The organism is uncultured Helicobacter sp., assembly GCF_947367035.1.
Classification (GTDB): Bacteria; Campylobacterota; Campylobacteria; order Campylobacterales; family Helicobacteraceae; genus Helicobacter_D.
Genome location: NZ_CANBCA010000003.1, coordinates 1 through 16,303 on the forward strand (window position 1 = coordinate 1; position 16,303 = coordinate 16,303).

General features: G+C 35.0%; 18 protein-coding genes and 1 other RNA gene. 9 read left to right on the forward strand and 10 right to left on the reverse strand.

What is annotated here, in order from left to right; all coding sequences use genetic code 11:
• Positions 1–133: 133 nt before the first annotated feature.
• From rnpB to Q0Y61_RS01640, 3 genes are all read left to right on the forward strand, one after another.
• Positions 134–461: RNase P RNA component class A (gene rnpB, locus Q0Y61_RS01630), an RNA gene on the forward strand.
• A gap of 16 nt (positions 462–477) precedes the next feature.
• Positions 478–1,494, forward strand: coding sequence for a hydrogenase expression/formation protein HypE (gene hypE / locus Q0Y61_RS01635; RefSeq protein WP_297810347.1), 1,017 nt, complete (start codon positions 478–480; stop codon positions 1,492–1,494).
• 94 nt (positions 1,495–1,588) lie between these two features.
• The gene (locus Q0Y61_RS01640; RefSeq protein WP_297810352.1) at positions 1,589–1,711 is read left to right on the forward strand and encodes a hypothetical protein; all 123 of its coding nucleotides are present in this window, start codon (positions 1,589–1,591) and stop codon (positions 1,709–1,711) included.
• Here the strand turns inward: Q0Y61_RS01640 and Q0Y61_RS01645 are convergent.
• Positions 1,703–2,929: a molybdopterin molybdotransferase MoeA gene (locus tag Q0Y61_RS01645; RefSeq protein ID WP_297810356.1), complete on the reverse strand. Its 1,227-nt coding sequence runs from the start codon at positions 2,927–2,929 to the stop codon at positions 1,703–1,705. The genes Q0Y61_RS01640 and Q0Y61_RS01645 overlap by 9 nt on opposite strands.
• An 8-nt stretch (positions 2,930–2,937) precedes the next feature.
• Positions 2,938–3,528, reverse strand: a complete 591-nt coding sequence (gene ribA / locus Q0Y61_RS01650) for a GTP cyclohydrolase II (RefSeq protein ID WP_297810613.1) — start codon at positions 3,526–3,528, stop codon at positions 2,938–2,940.
• 136 nt (positions 3,529–3,664) lie between these two features.
• Between ribA and hypB the strand changes: the two genes are divergently transcribed.
• Positions 3,665–4,357: a hydrogenase nickel incorporation protein HypB gene (gene hypB, locus Q0Y61_RS01655; RefSeq protein ID WP_297810616.1), complete on the forward strand. Its 693-nt coding sequence runs from the start codon at positions 3,665–3,667 to the stop codon at positions 4,355–4,357.
• Entirely contained in the window at positions 4,335–4,604 is a 270-nt protein-coding gene (locus Q0Y61_RS01660; RefSeq protein ID WP_297810359.1) for a HypC/HybG/HupF family hydrogenase formation chaperone, read from the forward strand. The genes hypB and Q0Y61_RS01660 overlap by 23 nt, the downstream gene beginning before the upstream one ends.
• 34 nt (positions 4,605–4,638) lie before the next feature.
• On the opposite strand, the gene Q0Y61_RS01665 is transcribed toward Q0Y61_RS01660, so the two are convergent.
• Positions 4,639–5,730 (reverse strand): methyl-accepting chemotaxis protein, encoded by a 1,092-nt coding sequence (locus Q0Y61_RS01665; protein ID WP_297810362.1) that lies wholly within the window; start codon positions 5,728–5,730, stop codon positions 4,639–4,641.
• A 230-nt stretch (positions 5,731–5,960) separates the two neighbouring features.
• Complete coding sequence (locus tag Q0Y61_RS01670; protein ID WP_297810365.1) at positions 5,961–7,472, reverse strand: Na+/H+ antiporter NhaC family protein; 1,512 nt, start codon at positions 7,470–7,472, stop codon at positions 5,961–5,963.
• Positions 7,473–7,628: 156 nt separating this feature from the next.
• Here Q0Y61_RS01670 and Q0Y61_RS01675 point away from each other — a divergent pair, with 156 nt between their 5' ends.
• Complete coding sequence (locus Q0Y61_RS01675; RefSeq protein ID WP_297810368.1) at positions 7,629–8,132, forward strand: hypothetical protein; 504 nt, start codon at positions 7,629–7,631, stop codon at positions 8,130–8,132.
• Between the two features lie 55 nt (positions 8,133–8,187).
• Here Q0Y61_RS01675 and Q0Y61_RS01680 read toward each other — a convergent pair whose 3' ends face one another.
• Positions 8,188–8,982: a TIGR02757 family protein gene (locus tag Q0Y61_RS01680; RefSeq protein ID WP_297810371.1), complete on the reverse strand. Its 795-nt coding sequence runs from the start codon at positions 8,980–8,982 to the stop codon at positions 8,188–8,190.
• A 148-nt stretch (positions 8,983–9,130) separates the two neighbouring features.
• Here Q0Y61_RS01680 and dnaJ point away from each other — a divergent pair, with 148 nt between their 5' ends.
• Positions 9,131–10,252, forward strand: a complete 1,122-nt coding sequence (gene dnaJ, locus Q0Y61_RS01685; RefSeq protein ID WP_297810374.1) for a molecular chaperone DnaJ — start codon at positions 9,131–9,133, stop codon at positions 10,250–10,252.
• 9 nt (positions 10,253–10,261) lie between these two features.
• A complete protein-coding gene (locus Q0Y61_RS01690; RefSeq protein ID WP_297810377.1) occupies positions 10,262–11,611 on the forward strand; it encodes a DASS family sodium-coupled anion symporter in 1,350 nt (449 codons plus the stop codon).
• 37 nt (positions 11,612–11,648) lie between these two features.
• On the opposite strand, the gene Q0Y61_RS01695 is transcribed toward Q0Y61_RS01690, so the two are convergent.
• From Q0Y61_RS01695 to Q0Y61_RS01710, 4 genes are read right to left on the reverse strand one after another with little or no spacing between them, the layout of a single operon-like run.
• Positions 11,649–12,482, reverse strand: coding sequence for an amino acid ABC transporter ATP-binding protein (locus Q0Y61_RS01695; RefSeq protein WP_297810381.1), 834 nt, complete (start codon positions 12,480–12,482; stop codon positions 11,649–11,651).
• Complete coding sequence (locus Q0Y61_RS01700) at positions 12,469–13,167, reverse strand: amino acid ABC transporter permease (protein ID WP_297810384.1); 699 nt, start codon at positions 13,165–13,167, stop codon at positions 12,469–12,471. Before Q0Y61_RS01700 ends, Q0Y61_RS01695 begins: the two co-directional genes overlap by 14 nt.
• 7 nt (positions 13,168–13,174) lie before the next feature.
• Positions 13,175–13,954: a transporter substrate-binding domain-containing protein gene (locus Q0Y61_RS01705; RefSeq protein ID WP_297810387.1), complete on the reverse strand. Its 780-nt coding sequence runs from the start codon at positions 13,952–13,954 to the stop codon at positions 13,175–13,177.
• 59 nt (positions 13,955–14,013) lie between these two features.
• Positions 14,014–14,940, reverse strand: a complete 927-nt coding sequence (locus Q0Y61_RS01710; protein ID WP_297810390.1) for a radical SAM protein — start codon at positions 14,938–14,940, stop codon at positions 14,014–14,016.
• 165 nt (positions 14,941–15,105) lie between these two features.
• Between Q0Y61_RS01710 and Q0Y61_RS01715 the strand changes: the two genes are divergently transcribed.
• Entirely contained in the window at positions 15,106–15,390 is a 285-nt protein-coding gene (locus Q0Y61_RS01715) for a 4Fe-4S binding protein (RefSeq protein WP_297810393.1), read from the forward strand.
• 105 nt (positions 15,391–15,495) lie between these two features.
• Here Q0Y61_RS01715 and Q0Y61_RS01720 read toward each other — a convergent pair whose 3' ends face one another.
• The gene (locus Q0Y61_RS01720) at positions 15,496–16,299 is read right to left on the reverse strand and encodes an SPOR domain-containing protein (RefSeq protein ID WP_297810396.1); all 804 of its coding nucleotides are present in this window, start codon (positions 16,297–16,299) and stop codon (positions 15,496–15,498) included.
• Positions 16,300–16,303: the final 4 nt, after the last annotated feature.

The window sequence follows — 16,303 nt, forward strand, 5'->3', positions numbered from 1 at the left end:
AAGTAAGTTTTGGTATAAAGGAGGATATTTAAAATTAATCCAAGAAATTAAACAAAGGAATCCAAAGGTTGTAATAAGCAGAATCTCTAGCAGTTAAAAATCTTTTTATCCCACTTTTGCTACAATTACAACTTAGGTGTAGTAAGTGGTTGCTCTATTTTTGAGAGGAAAGTCCGAGCTGCATTGGGATAGGATTCCATTTAAAGAATGGCTAGAGCAATCTAAGGGAAAGCGCAACAGAAAACAAACCGCCACCTTATAAACTTCGTGGCAAGGGTGAAAAGGTAGGGTAAGAGCCTACCGAAAGTGTAGCAATACACTTTGCTTTGCAAGCCCAATCCGCAGCAAGAAAGGTATGGTTAATATCCCAAATTTGAATCTTTCGCTAGAGTTTTGCTGCAAGGCAAAATCCAGATAAATAACCACATAAACAGAACTCGGCTTACCGCTACGCCTAATGACTACCAAAGGAACTTTATGCACATTTCAGATTCTATTTTACTTAGTTATGGAAGCGGTGGTATAGAATCGCAAAGCCTTATTACAGAGCTTTTTTATCCACTTTTAGAGGGTTGTGTGATAAGCAGTGGAGAGGACGCGGGAATTGGGATTTTGAAAAACTCCGATAAATTCGCCCTTAGCACTGATGGTTATATCGTCTCTCCTTTGTTTTTTGCCGGGGGAGATATTGGCAAACTCTGCGTGTGTGGAAGTTGTAATGATGTCGCAATGATGGGCGCAAAAGCGCGTTATTTAAGTGCAAGCTTTATGATTGAAGAGGGATTCTTAATGAGTGATTTAAAATGTATTGTAGAATCCTTTGCCAAAACTCTGCGACAAAGTGGCGCAAAACTCCTCTCTGCAGACACTAAAGTACTTCCTAGAGGAACTTTAGATAAGCTATTTATTACCACGACTGCATTAGGAGAGTTTTGTTACCCCCATTTAAACTTAAGTGCATTTAAGATTCCGCAAGATTGTGCAGTTTTGGTAAGTGGAAACATCGGTACACACGGCGCAGTGATTTATTCTAGTCGTGAGGAAATTGGATTACAAAGTGATTTACAAAGTGATTGCACCTTGCTTTATTCTATTTTAGAACCAATCTTTCAGGCAAAACTCAAGCTTTATGCCTTGCGTGATGCCACAAGAGGTGGAATTGCAAGCGTGTTAAATGAATGGGCAAATGCTTCAAAAATTGGCATAGAGATTGACGAGGCACTTTTACCAATTCTCCCACAAGTGCGTGGAATCTGTGAATTGTTAGGATTTGAAGCTTACAATTTGGCAAACGAGGGAATGTGTGTGCTATGTATTGCCAAAGAAGACGCAGGGGAAGCTTTAGAAATTCTACACTCCTCTGGTGCAACCAACGCTACACTCATTGGCTATACTACTTCAGAGAATGCGACAAAGGTTGTGTTAAAAACCCCTTTTGGCGCAAGGCGATTTTTGGATTACCCAAGCGGAGAATTGCTACCTAGAATCTGTTAGGATTCATAGTTTAGTCTTTATGCCACTCAACCCACCTACTCGCTTGCTAGATTCTATGTTATGAATCGCCACGAAAATTTTTTAATTTCTCTCAATGATGCAACGATTAAATCCCAATCATTGCAAATCACACGAAGCAATCCATAATCCAAAAAATAACAAATCACAGACGATTGAATCTTATTTCAAAGATTCTACAAAGCACGACTTACAATAAAACTACTTGCACAATCTCACCAGCTTTTTTGGCACAATCTAGCACACACAATCCATTATGCACAGAATCTAGTGGGCAAAAGTTGTTTAAAATCGCACTTTGAAAGTTTTTTTTGCCCTTAAAGTCTATACTCCATTTACCCTTGATATTGCGCACATTACACACGCGAAATTCCAAGCGAGAATCTGTTTTACTAACATTTTCTTGCAATGGAATCTCCAAAGTAATCGGCTTAAAATGCGTTCCATTCAAACGCCACAAAATCCCTTTTGCAAAAAGTTCAAAAGTTACCAATGTAGAATTTGGAAAACCGGGCAGACCAAAAAACTGCTTACCCTCAAAATGTGCATAGAGTATGTGCTGTCCGGGCTTAATTTTTACCCCTTTAAACACAATTTCACTTACGTGTTCTTCACAAAATTTTGCAATGAAGTCGTAATCCCCCACGCTTGCCCCTCCACTACTAATGACCAAATCACATTCACTAAGAGCTAAATGGATATATTTTTCTACTTCTTTTTTATCGTCTTTTAAAATCGGGTAGAGTTTTGGAATCCCACCATTTTCTAATACCTTTGCAAAAAGCAAATGTCCATTGGCATTATAGGTATTCGCTCCTTTTTTAGCATTTTCTCCTAACTCTAAAACTTCATTACCACTGACTAAAATCCCAACTTTTGCGCACTCAAATACTTCCACAAATACATAATTTAAACTCGCCAAAAGCCCGATATGATTTGCATTAAGTCGCATTCCTTTGGATAAAAGTTTCTCTCCTTTTTGATAATTTGCTCCTTTTTGGCAGATAAATTCTCCTGCCTTTGGAATCTCTAAAAGGTGCAAGGTTTGAGATTCTACCCTTACCTGCTCTAATGGTACCAATGTATCTGCATTTTGCGGAATTTTTGCACCTGTGAAAGTTTTAATTGCATAGGGCTGATGAAGTGGCAAGATTAAATCTTGCGCATTGCCTGCTGGATTCTCTCCCAAGATAGTGAAGCATTGTTCTTTGGAGTTTTTCTTTAAAAACTTAGAATGGATTGCATATCCGTCCATATTGGAGTATGGGGATTGTGGCATATCTTGCATTGCGACTATATCATATGCGAGAACGCGTCCTAAAGCTTGATGCAAGAAGACACGTTCTACGCCCAAAATCATAGTTTTTTGAGATTCTAAAATTGCTTTGGCTTCTTGATAATCAATTTTAATTTGCATATTTTTCCTTAAAGCAAATGTCCCATTTGGGTCTTCTTTACTTCCAAATAATGTGCATTATGGATATTACATTGCACGATAATCGGCTCACGCGTGAGTGCAATCATTGTTTCAAAAGCACGAATTTTCGCTGGATTATTTGTGAGTAAGCGGATTTTGTGCAATTTATAATAATCAAAAATAAATTTTACGATTCTATAATCTCGCTCGTCTTCTTTGAATCCCAAAGCAAGATTTGCTTCAATCGTATCTAAACCTTTATCTTGCAAAGCATACGCATTAACTTTGTTAAAAAGCCCGATTCCTCGCCCTTCTTGACGCAGATAAATCAACATTCCTTGCTCTTTTGCGATTCTTGATAATGCAAGGTTTAACTCGCCACCACAATCACATTTAAGGCTTAAAAGGGTATCTCCTGTTAAACATTCAGAATGCACACGCACAAGCGGATTCTCTGGAATATCAAATGTTTTAATCACTAAATGTTCTAAAAGATAAGTTTCTCCTTTGAAAGATTTTTTTTCTCTAAAAGCCTGAATTTTAAAATCTCCAAATTGTGTTGGGAGATTTGCTTGTTCTGAAATTTCTATCATTTCAATTCTCTCTTAAAATTTTGTTTTAAAAACTAACAATATAACCAATTTGCAGTAAGAAGTGGTTTAAGATTTCAAATTTCACTTTTATTTGAGAGCAAATTTGCTACAATGCTCTAAAAATAAAAGGTTATCAATGGAAATGGAATCTCAAAAAAACATAAAAAATATTGAAATAGGACAAAGGATTCTATCTAAAAATGATAAAATTGCGGAGGAATTACGCAAAACTTATGCAAAAGAAAATCTATTTGTCATTAATCTGATGAGTTCTCCTGGTAGTGGCAAAACCACATTGCTAGAAAATATTGCTAAACACGAATTGCTAGATTTCAGTGTAGTAGAAGGGGATTTACAAACTAATCGTGATGCAGAACGCTTAAGTGCTTTTGGAATTAGCGCGTATCAGATTACTACAGGAGATGCGTGCCATTTGGAAGCAGCAATGGTGCAAGACGCATTAAAAAAATTGCATTCCCAAGGAAAATTAAAAGATTTTATGTTTATAGAAAATGTTGGTAATCTTGTTTGTCCTGCAAGTTATGATTTAGGAGCAAATATGAATATTGTTTTGCTCTCTACACCAGAGGGTGATGACAAAGTGCTAAAATATCCTACAATATTCCTATGTGCTGATGCAGTCATTATTTCCAAAGCAGACTTGATAGAAGTCTTTGACTTTGAGGTTTCACAAGTGAAAGAAGATTTAAAAAAACTCAAAAAGGAGATTCCATTGTTTCTCATTTCTTCTAAAGATAAAGAATCTCAAAGTAAATTCTGCGCATTCCTACAACAAAACAAGGAGAAAAACTATGTGTCTAGCCATACCTTCTAAAATCATTGCGATTAATACAACAGATAATACAGCCACTCTTGATACTTTGGGTGTAATGCGTGAAGCAAGCCTAGATTTAATGAATGATGAAGTCAATGTTGGCGATTATGTACTATTGCATATTGGCTATGTAATGGGCAAAATTGATGAAGAGCAAGCTAAACTCTCACTAGAAACCTACGCAGAAATCATTAAAACACTTGAGGAAGAGGAGATAGAGCTGAAAGAATCCTCCTCATTATTATAAATATGAGAAAGACTTTTGCCCTTTGAGAAAAGAATTATGCCAAAGTAGCTAACTTTTCCTCTGCTAATCCATCTAAATATTTCACAACCTCATCACTTGCCAATTCAGCCTCTTGGAAATATTTATAGATTTCCTCTAAGCAACCCTCTGTGCTTCCATTTTGTTTCATTATTGCATATCCATTGATAATATTGTCATGCACTCCTTGATGTGGTGCTTCAATTTTCGGATAACTTGCATATTGTGAGAAGAGTTGTTTGCCTGTGCCTGTATCATACCATTTACCTAAACGACAATCGTGATGTCCTGCAAATTTTGCTTCCATATCTTCGTTGAAAATTGCTTTGTAACCATTGATTTTAAAGAATAAATGGTCTAGCTTTATCAAACCAACAAAAGTAATCGTTAGTATTTTGTCTGTATCATTATAAATTTGGTCAGCGGATTGATTAATATGTTCTAAAGTCTCATTTTGCGTTCCTAATTGTTCCATTTCTCTAATAATTTCATCAGAAGAAGTTTGCACTTCAGAGAAATTTTGCTGAACAACTTGGATATTCATTTCAATTTCTTTTGTTGCCTTTTGCGTTCTTTCTGCTAGCTTGCGCACTTCATCAGCTACGACCGCAAAACCTCTTCCGTGTTCTCCAGCACGGGCTGCTTCAATCGCAGCGTTGAGTGCAAGCAAGTTAGTTTGGTCAGAAATATCTGTGATCAATGCAATCACACTTGAAATGGCGTTAAAATCATTTTGCACTTGTGTAATCATATTATTAAACTCAGAAAGTTTTGCAGTCATAGTAGAGAGACCTTCTGCTAAAACATTTTGAATTTCAGTGGAGTTTTTCTTATTAGATTCCGCAATAGATTTTGCAGATCTTAGTAAATCTACCGTCTTGCTAAAATCATCTTGAAGTATTTTTAAATTTTTACCACAACCTCCTACAAGGGATAAAGTCATATCTTTGAAAGCCCCAACAGAATTTGATGTATCCTGCTCTGGGACTGCTTGGACTTTTGCTTCTAACTTCTCATTATGTCCCTTTAGCTCTTGAATCTTTGCTTTTAAAAGCTTATTTTCTTCTAGTGCGCGGTGTAATTGTTCTTTATATTGACTCCCAAACATCTCTTATTCCTCCAAATTTTAATGCAACAAACTTGCTTCCTTTAGAAATATTAAAGTAGAATCAAATTTTATAACTAATTAAATTAAATTAAATTAAATTATTAATGTTGTGATTTAAATTTTTAGCTTAATTTGAATCAAATTCAACAAAACAATATTTATATTATTTTATAAATTTAATAGATCTTTACCACAATAAAATTAACTTAAGGGTTAAACTCGAGCAATATCTATTTCTCAAAATCTAATGGCTCACTAAAATACCGCTTAAATCCATAAAAAATTCCAAACATTAATAGAAATCCGATTAAATATCCAAACACAAGAGATTCAAACAAACCTGCAATCCCAAAGCTAATCAATGCCACGAATGCAACAGAGGTAGCATAAGGTAGTTGCGTAATAAAATGACTTTGCACAGAACAACCTGCTCCTGTTGCAGATAGAATCGTTGTGTCCGAAATAGGCGAAGTATGGTCTCCATAAACTGCACCCGCAAGCACAGCAGAGATGCTTAACATCGCATCAACTCCATTAATAGAGGCAATACTTGCGCCAATGGGCAACATAATTGCAAAAGTTCCCCAACTCGTTCCTGTGCAAAAAGCAATAAAACTTGCGCTAACAAATAAGATAATAGGCGTAACAATCTCAGCGGATAATACTCCACTTGCTAAAAAATCCTTACTCCAATTCGCTAGATAAATGCCAGTTTGTAAATCATTTTTAATCACAGGTCCAATCGCCCACGCAAAAATCAAAATAAGATTTGCTGGTAACATTGATAAGAATCCATCTTTGATAATCAAAGGATACTCATTCCATTCAATACGATTCCACGCAAGTAACACAGAAAGAGTTAGCGCACAAACTCCACCCCAAAAGAGTGAAAACCCTGTTTGCGCATTTGCTAACATCACAAGGAGTTCCAAACTTTGTGTTTCTTGATAACCACTATAAAAAATAAAGAATCCTACAAAAAATATCAATGCAGCAATAGGAAGAATTAAAAGCCAAATATTCCCGCCACTATGGGGTTTAATTTCATCAAAGCTTTCTACTCCTACTCCTTGATTATGACGCATAACTGGCAGATTAATCTGCCATAAAATTGTCAAAAAAACCCCAAACAAAGCAAACCAAGCATAATAATTTCCCCAAATACTTTGTGCCAACACACTAAAGCTTGAAGTCCCCTCTATTAATCCACCCATAATGCCTAAAATATAAGCTCCCCAGCTTGAAATTGGCATAAGAATACAAATCGGTGCGGAAGTAGAATCAATAATATAAGCCAAACGTTCTCTTGTAGAATGATTTGCATCATTTAAAGGACGCGCAATTTGTCCTACCGTTAAAGCATTAAAATAATCATCAATAAAAATAATAATTCCAGCAATAAAAGCTACAAACTCTGACCCTCTAGCACTTTTAACACGTTCCCGCGCCCAATGCACAAAAGCATTCATTCCACCAGAACACTGCATAAGTTGCGTCAAAATCCCAAGAAGAATCAAAAATCCAAAAACATATAAAGCATTAGATTGCACCTCTCCTGCACTATAAAATACTCCAAATACTACATTAAAAATATATTTTAAAATATCAAAAACAGAATCCTTTAACATAATTCCTGCAAGTAAGATTCCAATCCATAAAGACAACACAACTCTTCGCGTGATAAACACAAGCGCAATCACACATAATGGCACGACCAAACTTAACGCAGAATCTGCATACATTAATACTCCTAAGATACAAAGGAATACATTGTAACATATTATTTTGTGTTTCATTTCTTAAAATACTAAGAAATTTGAATAAAAATAGCAAAAATCTTAAAGTTTGGAATAAAATTTGCTTATTTATTTGCATTAAACTTTTAATAAGGATAAAAAATGAATGTTAATGACAAAAATAGCTCAATGTGGAATCTACTTAAGGAATCCTACACGCAGCGAAACACGCAATCTAACAACATTTCAGGTTATTCCAATAATTCTAATTCCATTTTCAATACGCAAAACCAACAAGGCGTGAATGGAATCTCTAGTTTGTTTGATTTAGGTTCTGATACCACAACTACAAATACAGAGATTCGAGATTCATTTGAAATCAGCTCGGAGCTTTCTAAACTTCAAGACTTTGCTGAAGACTTTAGTCAAAACTTCACAAAAAACCTTGAAAGTTTGGAAAATCTAGGCAATGCAATGCAGCAAAGTGGAATCCTAAGTAAAGAAGAAAAAATTGGTTTTGATGTATTATACAAATTCAACCCAAAACTTGATTCTGCGCAAACACAAAATATCTTACAAAATACCAATTTAAGCAAAGAAAATGCCAACTTATTAAGCCAAGTGGAGAGAAAAATTAGTGCAGTAAGGTATTTTGGCAATTTTTAATGTGCCTTTCACTCTGTTTTAGGCTTTGGGAAATAAACAAGCGTAAAATAATGCTTTAGTCTATGAGCTTTAATTGTCCAATGCGATAAAGGGCAAAATCATATTTCACAGGGTCATTTGCATCAAATTCTTTTAGCTTATTGGTTATCTCTACGACAGCTTTGAAATCATAAGTTTTACGCTTTAATAGCCCTAACCTCCTTGCAATTCTAAAAGTATGCGTATCTAGCGGTAAGAGCAAATCACTTCGCTTGACACTCTCCCACCAACCCAAATCCAAACAATCTTGTCGCACAACCCAACGCAAAAAGAGATTCCACCTTTTTAGCGGTGAGTTAGAATCAAATAAGCCTAATAAAAACTTCAATCCTCGTGTGGGCTGCTCCCCTAATCTCCCATAAAATACTCTTTGAAGTGAGCGGATTCCACCTAAAACAAAATTCCTCTTATAACCTTGATAAAAAATCTCTTGCAAGGATTCCACATTCAAGAGTGTTTCAAAAAAATATTGAATCTCGGCATTATTTTGAAAACGATAAACCTTTGAAGTGCAAAGCACAGAACCACTACAATCACAAGACTTAGACTCCTCTAATGCACTTAAGTTACAAGAATTTAAAAACTTTAAAATAGAATGCACATTTCCATAAGCAAACAAAGCACAAAAAAGAGCCACTTTATCACTTTGAAATTGTCTTACAATTCCTAAAGGGTCTGGTAAATCTTCACAAATAGAATCTTTAGAATTAAAAAGATGATATTGTTCTTCTAATAAATGATAAAGAAACTTTTTAGATGGGTTTTTTGGGATTTTGAGTGTTTGCATAGTATTTGCTAACTTAAATTCCATATTTTGCCTTTTTAAAGATAGAATCTTAACAAAGTTTATTTAAAATTCTCCTACTCATTTAATTAAAAGTTTCATTTAATAGCTTCTCAAACTTAATTACGATAAAATGCAGAATTTTTATTGTCTAAAATTATTGTTAGGAGTATTTTTGGAAGAATTTGATTATTATGAAATTTTAGAAATCAGTCGCAATGCAAGTGGAGAAGAAGTCAAAAAGGCTTACCGCAAAATGGCGCTTAAATACCACCCAGATAGAAATCCTGATGACAAAAATTCTGAAGAAATGTTCAAAAAAGTGAATGAAGCTTATCAAATCTTAAGTGACAAAGAAAAACGACAGATTTACGATACCTATGGTAAAAAGGGCTTAGAATCAAGTGGATTTGGATTTGGGGATATGGAAGGAAGTATTTTTGATATTTTCAACTCTGTCTTTGGCGGTGGATTTGGAGGATTTAGTAGTGGATTTGGCGCAAGAAACAAAAAGAATGAAAAATATCCACGCGATTTAGCTATTGAATTAGAACTTAACTTTCAAGAAGCAATTTTTGGCTGCAAAAAAGAAATAGAAATCCTCTATAAAAGCGCTTGTGAATCTTGTAAAGGAAGTGGAGCAAAAGATGGTAAATTGACTACTTGTAGCACTTGTAAAGGAAGTGGAAGGGAAACTTTCTCTCAGGGCTTTATGACTTTTGCTCAAACTTGCTCTAAATGCCACGGAAGCGGAGAAATGAGTGCAGAAAAATGCGAAAAATGCTCCGGAAAAGGCTATAAAGAAGAAAAAGAGAAATTTGAAATCAAAATTCCAGAGGGCGTAGATAACCAAAATCAAATCCGTGTGCAAGGACGTGGAAACAAAATGCCAAATGGCTTGCGTGGAGATTTATATGTAGAAATCCTTGTGCAAGAAGATGCACATTTCATACGACATCGCAATGATATTTACCTAGAAGTGCCTGTGTTTTTTACCCTTGTAATGCTTGGAGGAAACATTAAAATTCCAGCCCTCACAAAAGAATTAGAACTCAAAATCCCCATTGGTGTAAAAGATAAACAACAATTTGTTTTTTATGGTGAAGGAGTTAAAAGTGTCAATAGTAGCAAAAGGGGTAATTTTATTGCAGTCGTTAATCTCACTTATCCCGATAAACTTGATGAAAAACAACGTGATTTACTTTTACAGCTCCATCAATCTTTTGGCTATGAAGAATCCAAACCGATTCATTGCCTTGAGGGCTTAGTAGATAAAATCAAAAATTGGTTTAAATAGTGAGAAAAAGTGCGAAGTAAAAAAGCTCTGTGGATTATCTTTATAGATCTTTTATTATTTGGTTTGCTTTTTACTTCTCTACCTTTCACCAAAGAAGCAAATCTTGGTATTTGCATTTTAACTTTTGTTGGGATTTTATGGGTTACAGAAGCGGTGCATACGACTATTACTGCTTTAATTATTCCTTTACTCGCAGTGCTTTTGGGATTGCAAGATGTGGCAAGTGCTCTTAGACCTTTTGCAAATCCTGTGATTTTTCTGTTTTTTGGTGGATTTGCACTTGCGAGTGCTTTGCATATTCAAGGGCTAGATCACTTGATTGCCAATCGCTTAATCCTAATTGCTAAAGGCAAAATGAGCCTAGCAATTCTTATGCTTTTTATTGTAAGCGCCCTATTGTCTATGTGGATTAGCAACACTGCCACTGCAGCCATTATGTTACCTCTTGCGCTTGGGATTCTGTCCAACTTAGACATTTCAAAGAATCGTGGAACTTTTTTATTCGTGCTTTTAGGTGTTGCTTATAGTGCAGAAATTGGAGGGTTTGGAACAATGGTGGGTAGCCCTCCAAATATCATTGCTGCTTCTTATCTTAAAATGAACTTTTTAGAATGGATGGAGATTGGGATTCCATTTATGTGCATAATGCTCCCTTTTATGATTGGGATTTTATATTTACTTCTAAAACCTAATTTAAATCAAACTTTTCAATTAAAATTAGAAAAAACGCAATGGGATTCTAAAAAAATTATTACTCTAATTATCTTTGGAATCACTGCAACCGCTTGGATTTTTAGCACAAAACTTAGTGAGTTATTAGGAGGAATCAAAGATTTGGATTCCATTATTGCACTTGGTTGTGCTATTAGCATAAGTGTAAGCCGTGTAGCAACTTGGAAAGAGATTCAGAGCAATACTGATTGGGGTGTTTTATTACTCTTTGGTGGAGGGCTTGCTCTAAGTGTGATTCTAAAAGATTCTGGTGCTAGTGCCGTGTTGGCAAATGGAGTTACAATGCTCTTTGGGCAGAGTAATTGGCTTGCAATTATTATTGCAACTGCACTTTTTATCATTTTTTTGACAGAATTTACAAGTAATACTGCAAGCTCCGCATTATTAGTCCCAATCTTTGGAGTAGTAGGTGATGCACTTGGTATGCCTCACGCAATGTTGCCTCTTGTGATTGGTTTTGGTGCAAGTTGTGCTTATATGTTACCTGTTGCAACGCCACCTAATGCGATTGTCTATGGCACAGGTTACATTCGTCAAATAGAAATGATGAAATATGGTGCGTTTGTCAATTTGTTTTCTGTTATTCTTATTTTAGTCTTTGCGTGGTTTGTATGGCGATTTATTTGATTGATAGAAATTGCACAAAAGTTTTCCAAACCAAAAATTATCGTTTAATATGACTTAGAAAATATTGCAAACGCTCATTTTTAGGAGAATTAAAAAAGTTCTGCGGAGCGGAGTCTTCTAATATCCTTCCGCTTTCCATAAACAAAATTCTTGTTGCGACTTCTTTAGCAAACCCCATTTCGTGCGTAACGCACACCATACTCATTCCCTCATTTGCTAAGCTTTTCATAAGTTCCAACACTCCACCCACCATTTCTGGGTCTAATGCACTTGTTGGTTCGTCAAAAAGCATCACTTCAGGTTTCATTGCAAGGGAACGTGCAATCGCTACTCTCTGCTTTTGCCCACCACTTAAGCGGGAGGGATATTCATACGCCTTATCGTATAATCCCACACGTGCCAATAGAGCCAAAGCAGTTTCTTTTGCTTCATTGGCGGTCATTTTTCTTAATTGTATAGGAGCTAAAGTGATGTTTTCTATTACATTTAGATTGTTAAACAAATTAAAATGTTGGAATACCATACCCATTTTAGCCCGCGCCTCATTAATATCTTGGCAGTCTTTTTTATCGTATTCCTTGATAGCAAGCTGCAATTGCTTACCTTTAAGGTTGGCTAATTTAGGATACAAATCTACACTAATTTTAGAAATGCGCCGATTATCCAGCCAAATCTCACCACTATCTGGAATCTCAAGCAAATTCAAGCAACGTAAAAAAGTGCTTTTGCCGCTTCCACTTGGTCCAATAATAACGACTTTTTCACCTCGCTTAAACTCTATGTTTAAGCCTTTTAAGACTATTTTTTCTACTTTTAACTTTTTGTTGTCATTTTCATAATATTTTTTAACTAGATTTCTAACGCTTATCACTTTGTCTTAGCTTCCCTTCATATTTCTTAACAATAAAGCTTGCCACCATTACAAGAAATAAATAACAAAGTGCTAAGAAAAAATATGGAATCATATACTCATAACTTGCACTTCCAATAGTTTTAAATGCATAAGTTAAGTCATGCACGGTTACATAATTTGCCACCGAAGTTTCTTTTAATAGAGTGATAAACTCATTACCTAGGTTTGGCAACGCATTTTTCAAAGCTTGTGGAAACACGATAAACCGCATACTTTGCTTAGAATTCAACCCAAGCGCCCTTGCTGCTTCATTTTGACCACTCTCTACACTTAAGATTCCACCCCGGATAATTTCGCTGACATACGCACCACTATTTAAACCAAAAATCATAATAGCTACCAATAACGCACTACTCCCAGCCAAGCCAAAGAGGGGCAAAATCACAAAATAAATAAACAATAATTGCACAACAATTGGGGTTCCGCGAAAGAATCCCACATATAATTTACCCACCCATACAAGTAAGCACTCTAAAGTATTTTTTTCTTCTTTGGTAATTAAAACTGCAAGAATTGTGCCTATAAAGATTCCAATGATTAATCCACATACAGCAAGCACAATTGTAACAAGCAAACCCTCTATAACAAGCGTATAACTCCCTTTAACAATTAACTGATTATAAAAAATTTCTATTTTATCCATACTAGCTTCAATAATATTTTTTTATAATTTTGTCCAATATGCCCTCTGTTTGTAGTGTCTGCAATGTATTGTTAATAGAATCCAACAAAGCTTTATTGCCTTTTTTAACTGCGATTCCGTATCTCTCCTCTGTTAAATACGCACTCAACACCTCTGTATCCACATAATTTTTAGAAATCAAACGTGCGGGTGCTTCATCAATAATCACAATATCAATTTGTCCATTCACTAATGCGCTTACCGCCAATGAGCCATTGACAAAAGCTTTAATTTCAGCATTTGCAAAACCTTCAAACTCCCAATCTTTATCACCTTGCGCATAAAATGCACCTGTCGTTCCTGTCTGCACACCAATCCGAATACCCTCTTTTTGCTTAATAGCTTCTACAAGTGCCACAGAATCTGAACCAACAGACTTTAATTCTAAATTAGATTTTTTAATAATTACTACTTGATTAGCGTTATAATAAGGAATTGAAAAATCTACAACTTTTAAACGCGTTTCATTAATTGTCAAACCACTGACACCAAAATCTACGTTTCCACTACTTACTGCACTCACAACAGAATCAAACTCCATATCTCTAATTTCTAAAGATTTATTTAAACGTTTAGCTACTTCTTGTGCAATTTCTACATCAATTCCTTTAAAATCACTGCCTTCTTTAAATTCAAAAGGAGGAAACTCCGCGGCAGTTGCCATAACAATATTTTTTTCCTCTTTGCAACCTTGAAATGAAAATATCATCAAAATTACGAATAAACTAACTTGAACAAACTTCTGCATTGGGATTCCTTGCGATAAAACATTAAAACTTTAGATTATAGCAAAATTCAACATATTTTTTAAGCTTTTGCCATAATCTGATAGAATTTTACACCATTATTTTCTACAATTTCCACTACATTATTTTTTAATAAATCTTGCAAAATCTCTTGCGTAGAAAGATGCCAAAGCATTTTTATATCTTGCATACTCTGCGGACGTAAGGCGAGTGTCTTTAAAATCTCTTTACGATTCAAAATTAAATTCTCTTGCACTTTAGATTCTACCCTCTTAGCAATAAAAGTTGGAATCCCAAACGTTAAAAAAACTTCTCCTAATGATTCTAATTTCTCTCCAGAAATGCCTTTAACTTGATAAGCTGGAGGTCGGTCAATCGTTCCAATATCAAGTCTTTTAAGACGCATAGGCGCAAGAAATTTTGCCATTTTTTTTACCTCTTCTAAGGAGTCATTGATATTTTCTACAAATAAAACCTCCGCATATAACTCACCCTCAAAGTCTGCACTAAAGTGATAGATACCTTGTAAAATTTGTTGTAATTCCACACTTCTACTCGGTCTATCAATTTTTTTAAATACTTCTTCACTGACTGCATCTAACGAAAATTTCACCTTATCAAACAATAAACAAGCCCTTGCAACACTTATATCATATAACAAAGAACCATTGGTTAAAAGTAAAGTTTGTGTTGCCCCTTTAATATCTTCTAAACGCAACATCAATTCATATAAATAAGGATAGAGCGTAGGCTCTCCATTTGCAGTAATCGTTAAGGATTCCACGTTTGGAAAATGCTCTAAACCCTTTTTAATCTCTCCTAAAACTTCATCTACACTTAATAAGGATTCCATAGAATCTTGTGCTTTCTTACCCTTCAATTCACAATATAAGCAATCATAATTACATTGTTTTATATGAGGGGATAAATCCACACCTAATGATTCTCCAAAACGTCTTGAATGCACAGGACCAAAAATAATATCCATAAATTAACCTTTGGAAAACTCATAATTTAATTTATATTTTACACTATTTTACACATAGAATCGTATGAAATTCATCATTTTAATACAATGAATTTCATTTTTAAAGCTCCATTTTATAAAGTTTAATATATACTCATTATTTAATACAAATTTTAAGGAGAAATAATGTCTGTTAAAATTACTGATATCTGTATTGCTTGTGGTGCTTGCATCGACGAATGTCCCGTAGAGGCAATCGTAGATGATGATGATAATCCAAATGATGATGGTTGCTATTTTGTTTATAATGATAAATGCGTAGAATGCGTAGGGCATAACGATGAACCTGCTTGTGCTTCAGCTTGTCCAACAGAAGGCTGTATTGTATGGGATTCTATTGTAGCGTCTCAACCTCACAGAGATGATATTGGCGAAGATAAAAGAAATGCGCACGCACCTGTCGTTGAGTAATCCTCATTATCCACAGCCCTTCAGGGCTGAATCTTCTTAATTAAAATCCCAAAATATCTGAAGTAATATGCCTACCAACACAATCAAATTGTATTGGTAGAAAGATTATTTAATTTCTTTAATGAAAGCATCTTTGTTAATTTTCGTACGAATTTCGCTTAATTGACTTTGTGCTTCTTGCTTGGTAGAATATGGACCAATCAATAACCGATTATTATCGCCTGATTTTTGCATACGATAGCTAAATTTGTTATCATTGATCAACCCTAAAAGTTGTTTATTGGGAGAAAACTTACTGAAAGAACCTACTTGAACATAGAATCCTCGCACGGCTTCACTTCCTTGCAAAGTCGGATCATTAGCCTTGACATCTTTAAAGCTTTCTTTAGGACCAACTTTTGATGGTTCTTTGTTTTGAGTCTTTGAAGGAACTTGTGCGGATTGTATTGGCTGCACAGATGGTTTAGAAGATTCTGTTTTTTGTGTTGAACTAGGAGCTGTTGGTAAAGCTTGCGAAGAAGCACTATTAGATTGATTTTGTTGTGCTTTAATCTGATTAATAATCATTTGAAATTGGTCATCACTACTTGTATTATTTTGAATAGGAACTTGCCCAAAATCTGTATTTTGTTGATTTCCACTTGATGTTTGAGGAGATTTTGACTCTATACGCTCTAATGACTTTTGCATTTCAAGATTCTGCTTCTTTTCATCTTCAGAATCTCCTTGGAACAAATAAACCACCAATATAACCACTGCAAACAATAAAACACCAATTGCACTCAATAAAATTAATTTTTTATTATTTCCACCTTTTAGTTCATCGTTCTCTCCATTGCTAATAAGTAAATCGTCCAATTCCAAATCTCGTGTTGTAGTTGTATGTTTGTCTGATTCTAATTCTGTCATATTC